Here is a 14,218-nt window from a genome sequence, read left to right on the forward strand (position 1 = left end):
TGCTAATTCCTTTTATTAAGAAAACTTGTTTATCTTTACGAGATATAATTTAATATTTATAGACAAATCTGAGTATTTTGAAACATAGTTTTTTTATGACTACATTTTTTATCAGAATCTTAGCAACACTTTTTTTGTGTACGATTGCTTTTAGTTCTGTTTTTCCTCAAAAAATTGTTTTAGAAGAAGGCAAAGATATTTCTAGTTTAGGTAGTTCGTTATCTTACTTTATAGATTCAGAAAATAAGGGATATACAATCGAAGAAGTAAGAAATACTGATTTTGATGCTAAATGGCAAAAAAATAAATCAGAACATCTTAATTTAGGCTATTTATCTGTCCCTGTTTGGTTGAGAGTGAGCTTTTCTAATGAAAGCAAAAAAGAAGATTGGCAGTTTGTTTTAGATATGCCTTTCACAGATAGTATTAGTTTTTATCAAGAGAAAAATAGAAATCTAATAAGTCATTCTCAAACAGGTTGGCTTTTTCCATATAATTCTCGTGGAGATATAAAGAATAATGGCTTTACTTTTCCTTTACAAGTTTCTTCCAACGAAGAAATAGTTTGTTATTTGCGTATTCGTTCTAACTATCCTGTTTTGTTACCTATTTCAGTGCTGACAAAAGAAAAAGCACATCAAGAAGGTAAAGACAGCCACATCGGACACGGAATTTACTTCGGAGTTCTTTTAGTCATGATGCTTTATAACCTAGTTATTTTCTTAATGATTAGAGATAATAATTATTTATATTATGTACTTACAATCATTTTTACTTTTCTGACTTTTGCAGGTGTAAGTGGTTATTTATTCAAATATATTTACCCTGATTTTGCAGAAGCAAATCTTTATTTTACTCGTGCTGCAATGGTAGCTACAGTTATTACGGCTTCAGTCTTCACTATAAAATTTTTGCAGCTCAAAGAGAGTTTTGTTTGGTTGTACCGACTTTTTGTAACTATTATTATTATTGCTTTTATTTCTTATCCAATTAATTATTTACTTTGGGGAGGTGCTATAAATGCAATTACTAAATTATTATCTATCTCTTTGTTAGGTACAGGGATTTATTGTTGGGTAAAAGGAAATAAGTTTGCTCGTTTTTTTGTTTTGGCTTGGGGGGCTTATATTATTGGTGGTTTGATGATTACACTTCGAAATAGTGGTACTCTACCAATTAATTTTCTTACTAACCATGGCGCAAATATAGGTTCGGCTTTAGAGGTTGTTTTGATTTCAATTGCATTAGCTGATAGGTACAGAACAATTCGAAAGGAGAAAAATATTGCTACCAAAAAAGCACTTTCATTAGAAAAACAATCAAAAGAAGAGTTAGAAATAAAAGTAAAAGAAAGAACTCAAAAGCTCAATGAAAGTAATGAAGAGTTAGCACAAATTAATAATGCATTATCGACAACAGTAGAAGTTGTAGAAAAGCAAAAAACAGAAATTGAGATAAAAAGCACAGCAATTAAAGACAGTTTGAATTATGCAAAGCGTATTCAAGAAGCTATTTTACCTTCTCAAAACGAGATTTGTAGTTATTTTGAAGACTGTTTCACATTCTATTTACCTAAAGATGTAGTGAGTGGAGACTTTTATTTTTTCCTAAAAAAAGCAAATTACACGTTTGTAGCTGTTGCTGATTGTACAGGACATGGCGTTCCAGGGTCTTTGATGTCTATGATAGGAATTAATTTACTGCGTGAAGTTATTGTAGAAAATGACTACGTTTCTCCTTCTCAAATCCTAATCAAACTACATCAAGAAGTAGTAGATACATTACATCAAAAAGAAACAGGAAACCGTGATGGAATGGATATTTCGCTTTGTATAATCAATAAAACAGATAATAAAATTTATTTTTCGGGAGCTAAAAATTCGCTACTAAGTATAATGAATGGAAAAGTAACTGAATATAAAGGTAGCAGGTTTAGTATTGGTGGTTCTCTCAAAACAGAAGGAATAACTTTTGAAGACAAAGTAGTGGAAATTGATAACCAAGCTTCTTATTACATGTATTCAGATGGTTATCAAGATCAGTTTGGAGGAGAAAGTAATCAAAAATTTATGCGTAAAAATCTAAAAAATCTACTTCAAACAATTCACAAATTTCCATTTGATGAACAAAGAAATATATTAGAAACAACATTAGAAAAATGGAAAAGTGCAGCTAATGCTTCACAAATTGATGATATTTTGGTAATGGGTTTCAAAATTTAAAAAGACATAATAAAAACTAAAACTTAGAATCTGCAATAAGCTGTAAAGCTAAATTTTTTCCCTTCTTTATACAATCACTTACCGAAACTCCACCAAACCAGTTAGCACAAATATAAATATCTGATTTTTTGAGTCTTTTGAGTTGTTTTTCTACTTTCAACATCTGCTCATCATATTGGGGAACAGATTTATCCCACTTCGTAAACTGCTGAACAACAGGATCATTTTTTATTCCATAAATCTTTTTTAGTTCGTCTGTATGACGTTTTAAAATTTCTTGCTTCGGTAGTTCTGCATGTTCTTGCCATTGTCTGCCACCCACAAAGCCAGTAAATAAAACTTCATCTTCTGGGCTACGTCCTTCAAAAACACTACTGCTCCATATTGTTCCTGCCGAAAAAAGTTCTTCGGCTTTTGGGTGTAAAGCTCCAAAACCATTCAAGTCAAAATCTATATCCTCTTTTTTGAAAACACTATGAATCAAACACATAGTTGGATAATGAATATCTTTGACGGTAAGAGCAAGTTTTTCAAAATGAGGTTCTAATAAATCAGCTGTCGTTGAGGGAGGAGTTGTTAAAAAAATCTTATCAAACTCTAGATTTTCAACTTCTTTTTTTCCTCTTTTCTCACTTTCTATTTCCAAAATCCAACGTCTATTTTTTCGTTCTATAAAGTCGCTATTTTTGATTGAGATAACGGTATGATTAAACTGAACATTCAAGTTTTTGGATATATGCTTGGCTAAAGATTGCATTCCATTTTTGAAAGAAACAGATTGTCTTCTGCTTCCAGACTTATTTTTTATAAATCCTTTTAATACTGAACCATAATCTTGAGCATATTCAGTCAATTTTGGAAATGTATATTTAAGTAAAAGTTGATAAGCATCAGCTGCATAAATACCTGTTACGAAAGGACTTACTGCATAATCTACGACTTCTTTACCAAAATGATTTTCCAAAAACTCTCCTACTGTTATTGTTTCATCTAACTCCTCTTTCTTATAGTATAATTCTTTAATAATTTTAGCTTTTGTTTTCATAGAAAAAAAAGAACTAAATAATAACCCTTGTGGAGAAGTAGGTAGTTTTTTTGGCTTTCCATCACGAATAATAAAACGACTTTTACTTATCTTATTGGCATAAATGAGTTCGTCGGCAAAATCTGCATTTTGGATAAACTCAAAAATTTCATCATCCATAAGTAATGAATTTGCGCCTCTTTCAAACAAATAGGATTTGTTTTTTCCCATTTGAAGAGTTTTTAAGTATCCCCCTACTTCACTACTAGATTCAAAAATCTGATAAGGAATATTTTCTTGATGTAAATGCCAAGCTATTGAAAGTCCTGAAATACCTGCGCCAATGATTGCTATCATTTATAAGAGTAGAAAAAAATTAAAAATAATTTAGGATAGAAGAGTTAAAGTAACAGAAAACTAAGAAGTTGTTTAAGAATAGGTTTGTGCATGTATTTGTTGGTGTCACTTCGCTAAAACACCAACAATGGCAGGATTATTTTTCCTTAGAATTGGGTTTGCAAACCCAATTCTAAGGAAAAATCTATATTCTTAAACAACTTCTAACTTACGAAAATAAAGAGTTATTTGATAAGAAACAAAAAAGAGTTTTTTGAATAGATAGAATAAGAAATAAGAAGCAAAATAACCAAGTATAAAAATTAAGTCGAATAGCTCTCTTGTAAGTAAAAATTGTATTTAAGTGATATGTGATTTAACTATTTATAGTAAAGATTGCTTTGGTTTAAAAAATAAAAATATAATTTGGCTTTTTAATTTTTACATAAAATATTATACGTCTAAGAGCATGGTTACTTATGCAATGAAACAATTGATTTAGCCAATCATTTGTCATTTTTGAACAAAAAAAGCTATTTATTTTATGTAGTTATTTACATTAATTATATAAATCTATTTTCACCTTCAAAATGTACCTAAATTTGCAGTCTTATTTATCATAATAAAAACTATCTCCCTTAAAATCAATAAAAACCATGTCTATGTTTCCCTTACCCAATCTAAGTACGATTGATTACAATGAAGAAAATGACTTCTTTATTTTTAAAATGAAAGGAAATATGAATTTTGAAGAGTACAAAAATTATTTTTTTACTATTCTAAAAGAAATCAAAAAATATAATTGTAGATATTGGATTTATGATTTATCTGAATTTGAATCAAACTCGCTGAAAGCTAGAATGTGGCAAATATCTGTTTTTTTGCCAAAATGCTTTAGAGAATTTAATCAAGAACTAGTGGTAGCCATTATTCCTCCTCAAAGCTCTATGCACAAAATTGCTATCAAAACAGCGATTAAAGCAATTGATAAAATGAATTACCCATACGAATTGAATTATTTTACGGACATAGAAAAAGCTAAAAAATGGATTCTGACTAGAAAGTAGTTTGAAACTATATTTGTTTAGCTATTCTTATCATATTTTTTGGGAGCATACAAAAAACCATAAGCCTCTGAATCATTTTTTTTATGAGAGCGATGATGTACGCCGTGCGCTCTGACAATACGCTTCAAATAGGGGTTTTTGATTTTGATTTTTAAAAATGGAATCCTGTTATGTGTCAAAACATCATGAAAGATAGCATACATAACTCCATAAATTGAAATTCCTATTCCTACAGCTAATAAAATATTCCATTCTGGATATTCAATTCCTATAATAATCATTGCCATAGATTGAACCGAAAAAATGACTGCAAAAACGTCATTTACTTCTAAAGTATGGTCGTGATTACTATGATGAGATTTGTGTAAGAACCATAAAAAACCGTGCATAATATACTTGTGCGTAAACCAAGCAATACCTTCCATAAAAAAAGCTGTAAGAATACTAATGATAATAATTTGCCAAAGAGATAACATGGATAAATTTAGAATTTAGAGGTTAGAAGTAAAATACGAACACAGAAGAATAAATTTAGTTTCGTTTTCATTACCAAAAAACCAATAACTTTCATTTTAAAAATAAGGTTTTCATTAATTTCAAATTTTATAATTTTTCATTGCATTCAATTAGCTTCGCTGACTTACAGTTCTAATTTATAAAATCAGACTTCTAAATTGGTTTTACCTTCTATCTCTCCAATTATTTCTACGATTGAGCTTCAAATCTTGTAATAAACTAGATTTCACACGCAAATCAAGAGAATAGCCACGACGAAAACCTACTGGTGTCCAACTTACACGAAGTTCCCAACAATGTAAATCTCTATGGATATTAAAGGTAGCATCTGAAAATTCATTTAATTCTAAATCATAACTAGCATTATAACCAACCTTCCATTTTGGAGTAACATTTACATCTCCATTAAGAGACAAATTCTGACTTGCGCTTCCTTCTATTAATCCTGTCCGAGAATAATTCCAGTTATAGCTTACACTTACTGTCCAAGGAACATCAAAATCTACATACAAATTTCTATTTTGATTGATAAAATTCAAATCGGCTTCTGAAATAGCCTGACTACTTGCCTCTTCTTCATTATCACTCTTAAAACCATCTGCTGATAAGGAAGTATTTAAGGAAATAGCCACTGTACTTAGCGTTCCGATACTTGCACCCTCTTGCCAAGCATACGTATTTATTTTTCTTTGCGTCAAGACTAAATTGGTAAGCGTATCTCTAGTTAGGGCTTCATATCTGTATGGGTCAATAGCTCCTCTGACATTGATACCAATTTTATTTTTGAATAATGAAGTTCTTAGATTGATATTAATATTACCCAAGTTGAAAGAATCTGCTGCTAGGTTGTAGGCAGAGGAAAAATCAAAACTATCTAATAACTTACGTTTTTCATCTTTTCCTTCTTTTGTTTCCACTTTTGCTTCTAACGTATTTCGAAGTGAAAAAGAAATTGTCCCTGATTCTCCAGCTGCAGGAGAGCCATAAAGACCACTCATACGTGGAATACGTTGTGTCCTTCCATCTTCACTTATCTGTACTTCTTGATAAAAACCAAAGCGAGGGTCGCTAAAATCAGGTTGGTAACTAAGTGAAATAGTCGGAATCATTGTATGTCGCAATGCCTTGAATTTTGGACTTTTGAATAGAAAAGTAGAATAAAAAGTAGTTGTGAAATCTACTGAAGCATTATAAGAATAGAACTGTGAAAGTCCTTGATTGACAGTCGTTCTGACAGTATCTTTTTCTACCCATTCATATGAATTACTACTACCATAAATTACTTGACTAAAATTTGCACTAGGATTCATTTTGAAATAACGCAAGAAAGTAACTGAAGTAGAAAGAGGAACTGAGTGTTTTAATCCCCATTTTACGTTATCCAAAATAGTAGGTAAATTATCTACATCAAAGGCAACTGTATCGGAAGCAAGTCTTTGGTCAGAAGGAACTTTAAAACTTCCTGTGATACTATTTGTAAGTAAGTTAGAAAGTTTTGCTTGTCCATCTAATCGGTAAGAAAATCCAAGTTGAGCTAAAGGAGATTGAGAGTTTTTGACCATTTTTCGAAGTGGAAAAATACGATTCATACTAAGATTGGCCTGTGGAGAGACATTCGTAATCTTGGTTTGTAAATTTTGGTCGTGTCTAATACTCCCAGAAAAGACAAAGGGTGTTCCTGTAAAGGTTTTATTATAATTTATCCCAGAATTGACTGAAGCTTGTGTATAATCATTTGGATTAAATGAATTTCGCTCATTAAATTGGGAAGTCATAATGTTCACATTGGCAGAAAAAGAAGAAGAACCTCTTGATTTTGGATTGTGTGACCAAGTCAGGCGAAAGTCATTATTACTACTCTCATCAATTCCTCTTTCTTGCGCCCTAACGGTGTTCATTCTGAAATCAAAATTTCCTGTATAATAATATCGTTTGGAATAACGACTACGAACAGAAGCACCATAAACACCTTTTGAGTAGGCTTCTCCTAAAAAGGTAAGGTCAATATGGTCGCTGATAGCCCAATAATAACCTCCATCTCGTAAGAAAAACCCACGTTCTTGTGTTTCTCCATAGCTAGGAATAATAATTCCTGAACTCCGAGTTTTTGGAATGGGTAAAAGACCAAAGGGAAAACCAACAGGAGTTGGAATGTCCATTAGTTCTAACTGGAAAGGACCTGTAATAATTTGTTTGTTTTCTATTACTTTTAATTTCTTTGAGCGAATACGAAAGTGAGGGTGTGCAGTATTTGTACAGGTAGTATAAGAACCTTCAATTCCATTAAAGTTTCCTTCTGCATCACGTTTTCCTTTTTCTAAAAGCAAAAAACCTTCTCCTTCTTTTTTTACAATATCAGTTACAATAGCTTTTTCACTTACAAAATTATATCTTATTTTTTTTGCTTTATATTCATCATCTCCTTGTTTGAAAATAGGAGTTTCGGTTAGTCCTCCCAAAGAATCTTTTAATCCGATAGCTGTAAGTTCGTTTGTGTTCCAATCCAGAGTAATATTATCAGATTTTAGATTGATGTTGGTATAGTCAATTTCAGATTTTGTATAAAGAATAATTTTTTGAGTTTTGAAATCGTATTTTATCGAATCAGTTGCTGAATAAGTTACAATATCAGTAAAATCTCCACTTGCAACAGGACGGTTTACTGTATCACTTTCTTCTAAATCAACAGAATCAAGAGCAGCTTGTTGTTTCAATTCATTGAGTTTATTCAAGCTATCTAATGAAATAGTAAGAGGTTTTATATCCTGACCATAAGCCGTTACGCTTGAAAATAAGACAAGAAAACAAGAAAAAATAAATAAAATTATAAAACGCATAAAACTATAAATAAGATAATTATGAATTAAAAGTTAAAAATGTAATTTATTTATAATAAGAAGATTATATTTTGAAATCTTTTCATTTAATTTTTAATTCTAATTCAGAAAGATAATAGAGTATTTTTTTGTAACTATAAGCTTTTTTACTTTTTAGCTCATGTAAAAATACATCAAAAAGACGGTGCAAAGGTAGCAAATGCAACGCTTTTACTCTATTTTAACGGCAATTTAATAGTATTTAATTCTTTAAGGTTTCTTCTTTTTGTTTTTTTATCTAAAAAGGATAGCCAATAGCAATATTAACAGCAGAATTTTGAAATGGACTTCGAAAGAGTTTATTACCAACCCAACGCTCAGAAAGCGATAAAGTAGGGTCATATAATCGAATGCCGACATCAGCACGAATAATCAAGAAAGAAAAATCTAATCGTAAGCCTAAACCTGTATTGAGAGCGATTTCTTTCCAAAAACGATTAAATTCAAATTCTGAATTAGGTCTTGCTTCGTCATTCGAAATCATCCAAATATTTCCTGCATCAAAGAAAACAGCCGTTTCGACATATTTCATCAAATCCCTTCGCCATTCAAAAGAAAGCTCTAATAATAGTTCTCCAGGTTGTTCGAAGCGAGTGTCATAATCTCCATTTGCAAGGCGTGGAGAGTACGAACCAGGCCCTAATCTTCGTGGTCGCCACGCTCTAAGGCTATTTCCTCCTCCTACGAAAAAGTAACGTTCATAAGGTAGTATGCTTTCTCTACCAAATGGTTTTGCTATTCCTAACCTAGCACGATATGCTAAGATACTTTTTTTTCCAACAGGTTTGTAATATCTGAAATCTGTATCTGTTCTAAAAAAACGATAAAAAGTAAGTGTATCACTTAATATTTGTACAGAATCTACAATATTTCTATTATTCAAACTCAAAAAAGTTCCTCCATATTCGGCAAACTGCCTAAAATAATGAGCTTTTTTTCTCTCAAACAAATTATTGTTGTAGATATAACTTCCACCAATAGTAGTAGTAAGAGAACGGCTAAAATTGAATATTAAATTATTACCATTAGCAGCCAAGTCTTCTAAATTTTCTAAAAACACATCATTTATTCGTGTTGTATTGGTAAGCAAAACATCAATTGCATCAATCTGATAGGTTTTGTAAGGGACTTTATTCCAATTATAGCGCATCGCAAATTCAGCGTTCGTACGTGTGTATTCAGGTCTATCTGTGTTTGCAAAACCTATTTGAAACTGCGTTCTAGCATTGTATTTTCCAAAACGCTGTTGTATTCTCTTAGAAAAAGGAAAGACAAATTGAGGAAGTGTAAGATTTGTACTAAAGTTAAATTGTTGTGTCCTGAGTGTTTGATTTACATTTACATCTAATCCTTGAATGGCAGCTTGATATTCGATGGCTCCTCTTCCATTAAACTCTAAGAGTTCGCCTCCTCCAAATGTATTTCTATTTAATAAGGAAACACTAAAAAACGGTCCAGGGATAATCTGACTCACATTTATTCCTACTCCTCCCTCTAAAGAAAGGTTATATTTTGTATGAGAATTAGCAAAAATGGTAGTGATGAATTTACCTCCTGTCGTATCATGTCTCATATTGACAAAACGAAACATATTTAATTGGGTAAGTGAACGTTGAGTTTGAGCTTCGTGTTTTTGGTTATAATATTCATTCGGACGAAGCTGTATTTTATTATTTAATACTCTCTTTGAGTAGTTTTGCTTGTACTCTACATACTTTATGCTATCATATTCCGAACGCTGTGGTGTACTCTGAACTTTGCCAAAAACATTTCCATCAATAATCATTTTTACAGAATCGACTACAAAACGCTTGTGTTTTCTGTTTTTTTCTTTGAGAGTAGCTAATGGATTTTCGATAGCAATCGTAATATCAGACTGAAAAGGAGCATTATTGATGAGTGAATCAACATCAAAAAATATGAACTGTTTTGTAAAGTCAAAGTAACCGTTGTTCCTCAAATGTGTGGTAATTCGTTCCCGTTCTGCTGCGAGTTTAGATTCATTATATTTATCTTTTTGATTGAAAAGGCGATTACTACTATCTGAAAAAATAAGTTCTTGAATGGTAGAATCTTGAATTTGATAGTTTATATCTCGGATTTTTTGTACTCTTCCTTCATGTATTTGATAGGTAACGACTACTTTTTGAGAATCATTTCTATGATAAGAAAGTTTTGGCGTTACAGTATTTTCAAAATATCCCTTCTGACGCAATGCCAATTTCATTTGGTCGGCTGTTTGTTGCATTAAGGTTGTGTCAAAAATAGCAGGTTCTTCTCCTAACGAACGCATAAACCAGTTTCCATTTTCTATTTTATCATTTGCTTTTAGGAGTTTTTTTTCATATTTATTTCTAATTCTATTTCTTTTATTGATTTCCTTTTGGGTAGATACATTCTCATATTCAGCTAATTTCTTATCATACTTTGATTCTAATTCTATTTTATCTCTAATGAAATCTAATGAATCTTGAGTTGTATAATTACTTTTACCTAAATAATAAAAATATAAATAAGGAGTAATTGGTAGATATAGAATGCGTCTATTGGGTTGCTGACGATAATAAACAGCTAATTCATCTGAATCTATTTTTTCTGTTCCTTCTATTTTCTGATTGTATAATAGTTTTTCATTAGGCGCAAGGTTTTTGGTGGGGACACAAGAAAATAAACCTATAAAAAATAAGAAAGCAAAGAAAAGGAATAAATAATTTTTCACTTTTAATAAATATAATAAACTGATTACTGATAATTGGTAACGGGTAATTTTTTTGCTGTTGTATAAAACTCTTTACCATAATTAGGTTCAAAATAAGCTAAGTCTTCAAAATCTTGATTATTAAATTTGTCAATAGCTAGTTTTCCTATTTCGGCAGCAGAAGGCAATTTGTTTGAAATAAAAATAGCATTTGGGTTTTTTATAACAGTCTTACATTTCTGTAATTTCTCTTCATTATCTCCAAAAAATAATATTTTGTTTTTAGAAAGTTCTTTTTCAAAACTATTCTCATCAATTATTAAAGCTGTATCATTTAAGATATAATTCATCTCAACATCAAAAATAGCCGTAAAAACTTCCATACGACGAGCATCCATTAAAGGACAAAGTAGATAATTTGTTTTATTTTTTCCTTTTTCTTTATGAGTTTGATTGCTCAAACCTTTTGCCAAATCAACCATAGAAAGAGACCAAGCTTGTAAGGAAGGGATTCCGATAAGTGGAATATTCAAGCCAGTACAGAGCCCTTTTGCCGTCGAAACGCCAATTCTCAGACCTGTATAAGAACCTGCTCCCGAGCCTACTGCAATTGCTTTCAAGTCGGAAAACTTAGTTTGGGTAGTATTTAGAACAGCTTCTACTAAAAGAGTGAGACGTTCGGCATGTTTTCTTTGTTCATTTAATTGGTGCAAAGCGAGTAAGTTTCCTTCTAAGTCGTGCAGAGCAACTGAACAAATATGAATAGAAGTTTCGATGCTTAAAATCATAGATTCAAAAAATAGTTTTTGTAATAAAAAATTAATAAACAAAGGTATAAAAAAGAGCTAAGAAAACGTATTGATAAAATAGATGTCTAAGGTTACTCAAAATAATTTTCATTATAATTTTCATTCTGTTATATAACTTCTAAATTTGTAGTCAGAATTAGGCTACTTTTTATCTCTATAAAACAAAATTAGGAAAGAAACGTTTTGTAGAAAGATTTGAAACAAGGATTAAAAATCTGTTAGAATCTATTTTTTTAATTATATCATAAAATTTTTATTTTTTTTTGTGAAAAATATATCCAAAGAATTTAAAGTTGGTTTGCTCGTAGTAGTGGCTGGCGCATTGTTGTATTTAGGTTTTAATTTTTTAAAAGGGCGTGATTTTTTTAGTAGCGACAATACTTTCTATACTTTTTATGAGGATATAGACGGTCTGACGATTTCTAATCAAGTCATTATCAATGGTTATGCTGTTGGGCGTGTAGATAAAATAGAATTATTGCCTGAAGAGGGAAATAAGCTCATGGTTACTCTGAAAGTCAAAAAAGATATTGGAGTTACAGAAGGTTCTACACCTATGCTTGCTGACGGTGGGCTTTTAGGAGGAAAACAAATTAATCTTATTTTGGGAAAAGGAAAGTTGCTTGAATCAGGAGATACTTTAGTGAGTGGTTTAGAGTTAGGTCTAACAGACATGATAGCTGAAAAAGCAGCTCCTTTAGCTAAAAATATAGATTCAACAGCTTTGGTACTCAAAAATATGCTTGTTCAGTATGAGGCAATGAGTGGAAGTATTGGGGAGATATTAGAAAATACCAAAATGACGACGGCTAGTATTAATGGAATTTTGTCTGATAACCGTGAGCAACTCAAAAATATTACAGCAAATTTGGCTGCTCTTACTTCTTCTTTAAAAGACACAGAAGCACAATTCAAACCTATTATTGCAAAACTCAATACGTTTGCAGAATCTCTCAATGAGCTAGAAATTGGAGAAATCAGTAAGAAAAGTAATGAGCTTTTAGCAGAATTGAACAAAACGACACAAGCTATAAATAATGCTGATGGTTCTTTAGGAAAATTAATTCATAGCGATTCGCTTTATCAACAACTTAACTATACCGTTTCAGATTTGGATAGGTTACTGATTGACTTGAGGGAACATCCACAGCGTTATGTTCACTTGTCTGTTTTTGGAAGAAAACAAAATAAAGATGACAAAAAAGACGAAGACAAAAAAGGTAAATAAAATATCTATAACATTAAATTAAAACTCTAAGCATCTTGAAGGTACTTAGAGTTTAGAAATATACATGCTAAACGAAAGTGAACTTTCCATTTTACTACAAAATCAATCTGTTAGAGAACCTTTGGATTCTCTGCGTAGTAATTTTTTTTCTGTTTATACAGAAATTCGTCCTTTAGATGAAAAAGATTTTTTTGCACTCACTCTTTTAGCCCCCTCAATTGCTATTGCCCTTGCAAACGGCAGTATTAGTCTTTTTGAAGAACTTAGTCTTACCAAAAAAGCTCGTATGCTTTCTCGTCAAGAAGATGCTTTTCGCACTAACGACCCACTTTTAGCAGCTTTAAAGCAACTTACAAAAGATTTTGAGAGATGGGAAAATGGTTTTTATGATGCTATCAAAACAGCCATGTATTCTTCTCTACGAAAAAATGAACTGCTTTGGCTGCATTTACATGAAGAAAAATCAGTAAGTCAGAATTGGAAAAATGATGCCCTTAATGCACCTTATGTATTAGTGAAATTTTTAGTTTTACTTTTTTTGGAGGAAGAAAAAATTACGACAACACCTCTACTTTCCCAAGTTGAATATAAGAAACTACTAGAAATTGGAGGAAAGTTAGAACTAACTAAGTTTCCCATATTCAAAAGTTTTTGTGGTGTCTTTGATGTGAGATAGATTATAGACATATCTAATTCAAAATGTCTCGTCCTGAAATAGCGTTACAGGTTTTTAGATAAATTTTATATGAATCAGACGGTTTCTAAACTGTCTGATTTTTCTTTTTTATAGCTTCTTATTTGAATGTTTTCTTCTTGATGAGTTTGTTCTGGTGTCTGCAAATGTAAAGAAAAATATGGTCTTTCTTGATTATATATTTGGACACTTTGTTTTACCATCTTTTTCATCCATTCTAAATAAGAGTGTTGAGATTCTAATAAAAAATCTTGTTTTAAAATACCATTTATACGTTTTGTAATAGCTATTTACTTACATTTCTTTACTATTCATTTTTTTAGAAAACCTTACTTCAAAATATAACTATTTGTATTTCAATAGAATACTTTTTTAACACTTAAAAAAAATGCTATACAGGAAAAAATAAGGTTTTTGATGAATGATAAGTAGATAAATTGAGGTTTTCGATAAAAAAAGTAATACTTATATCAAAATAGACGATAAAGACACGAAAAAGCACAAACTAATGTGTTTTTTTTGCTTAAAGAAACATCTTTTGTTACCTTATAAACGAAGAGTGTTCTATTATTGGACTTTTTTAGGTTTGTAAACTCTTAGTTTCTCCAAGACACTAAGGGTTTGAATGAAGAATGTTTTTTCAAAAACTATTTTCCAAAACTCATACATCTTGAGTGTATTACTTCTTATCCTTATTTTTTACTCCTTGAAAGTGAAAATAAGGATTTTTTATGCTCTTAATTTTCTA

At 30.9% G+C, this 14,218-nt stretch carries 9 protein-coding genes; 4 read left to right on the plus strand and 5 right to left on the minus strand.

The features are described from left to right. The first annotated feature begins 95 nt into the window (after positions 1-95). Positions 96-2,222 carry a 7TM diverse intracellular signaling domain-containing protein gene (locus WAF17_RS00765; protein ID WP_338765006.1) on the plus strand — a complete coding sequence of 709 codons (2,127 nt, stop codon included), beginning with the start codon at positions 96-98 and terminating at the stop codon, positions 2,220-2,222. A gap of 16 nt (positions 2,223-2,238) precedes the next feature. On the opposite strand, the gene hemG is transcribed toward WAF17_RS00765, so the two are convergent. After that, entirely contained in the window at positions 2,239-3,603 is a 1,365-nt protein-coding gene (gene hemG, locus WAF17_RS00770; protein ID WP_338765011.1) for a protoporphyrinogen oxidase, read from the minus strand. 641 nt (positions 3,604-4,244) lie between these two features. Between hemG and WAF17_RS00775 the strand changes: the two genes are divergently transcribed. Continuing rightward, positions 4,245-4,649, plus strand: coding sequence for an STAS/SEC14 domain-containing protein (locus WAF17_RS00775; protein WP_338765013.1), 405 nt, complete (start codon positions 4,245-4,247; stop codon positions 4,647-4,649). A 17-nt stretch (positions 4,650-4,666) separates the two neighbouring features. Here the strand turns inward: WAF17_RS00775 and WAF17_RS00780 are convergent, their stop codons facing one another. The 4 genes from WAF17_RS00780 to tsaB all read right to left on the minus strand — a co-directional run bounded on the left by WAF17_RS00780 (position 4,667) and on the right by tsaB (position 11,527). Continuing rightward, positions 4,667-5,125, minus strand: a complete 459-nt coding sequence (locus WAF17_RS00780) for a beta-carotene hydroxylase (protein ID WP_338765016.1) — start codon at positions 5,123-5,125, stop codon at positions 4,667-4,669. Positions 5,126-5,329: 204 nt separating this feature from the next. Beyond that, positions 5,330-8,002, minus strand: coding sequence for a putative LPS assembly protein LptD (locus tag WAF17_RS00785; RefSeq protein ID WP_338765019.1), 2,673 nt, complete (start codon positions 8,000-8,002; stop codon positions 5,330-5,332). A gap of 277 nt (positions 8,003-8,279) precedes the next feature. Further along, positions 8,280-10,760, minus strand: coding sequence for a BamA/TamA family outer membrane protein (locus WAF17_RS00790; protein ID WP_338765022.1), 2,481 nt, complete (start codon positions 10,758-10,760; stop codon positions 8,280-8,282). Positions 10,761-10,783: 23 nt separating this feature from the next. Then, on the minus strand, positions 10,784-11,527 hold the full coding sequence (gene tsaB / locus WAF17_RS00795) for a tRNA (adenosine(37)-N6)-threonylcarbamoyltransferase complex dimerization subunit type 1 TsaB (protein ID WP_338765025.1): 744 nt from the start codon (positions 11,525-11,527) through the stop codon (positions 10,784-10,786). A gap of 286 nt (positions 11,528-11,813) precedes the next feature. Here tsaB and WAF17_RS00800 point away from each other — a divergent pair, with 286 nt between their 5' ends. Both WAF17_RS00800 and WAF17_RS00805 read left to right on the plus strand, forming a co-directional pair. Next, complete coding sequence (locus tag WAF17_RS00800; protein ID WP_338765028.1) at positions 11,814-12,776, plus strand: MlaD family protein; 963 nt, start codon at positions 11,814-11,816, stop codon at positions 12,774-12,776. A 64-nt stretch (positions 12,777-12,840) separates the two neighbouring features. Then, entirely contained in the window at positions 12,841-13,452 is a 612-nt protein-coding gene (locus WAF17_RS00805; protein ID WP_338765030.1) for a hypothetical protein, read from the plus strand. The last annotated feature ends 766 nt before the right edge of the window (positions 13,453-14,218 follow it).

It is taken from the genome of Bernardetia sp. ABR2-2B, assembly GCF_037126435.1.
Taxonomy (GTDB): Bacteria; Bacteroidota; Bacteroidia; order Cytophagales; family Bernardetiaceae; genus Bernardetia.

What these genes read in the sequence shown, in the direction of transcription:
- WAF17_RS00785 (WP_338765019.1), bottom strand. Translation starts at nt 8,002, where the DNA reads ATGCGTTTTATAATTTTATTTATTTTTTCTTGTTTTCTTGTCTTATTT.
- tsaB (WP_338765025.1), bottom strand. Translation starts at nt 11,527, where the DNA reads ATGATTTTAAGCATCGAAACTTCTATTCATATTTGTTCAGTTGCTCTG.
- WAF17_RS00765 (WP_338765006.1), top strand. Translation starts at nt 96, where the DNA reads ATGACTACATTTTTTATCAGAATCTTAGCAACACTTTTTTTGTGTACG.
- WAF17_RS00775 (WP_338765013.1), top strand. Translation starts at nt 4,245, where the DNA reads ATGTTTCCCTTACCCAATCTAAGTACGATTGATTACAATGAAGAAAAT.
- WAF17_RS00780 (WP_338765016.1), bottom strand. Translation starts at nt 5,125, where the DNA reads ATGTTATCTCTTTGGCAAATTATTATCATTAGTATTCTTACAGCTTTT.
- WAF17_RS00805 (WP_338765030.1), top strand. Translation starts at nt 12,841, where the DNA reads ATGCTAAACGAAAGTGAACTTTCCATTTTACTACAAAATCAATCTGTT.
- hemG (WP_338765011.1), bottom strand. Translation starts at nt 3,603, where the DNA reads ATGATAGCAATCATTGGCGCAGGTATTTCAGGACTTTCAATAGCTTGG.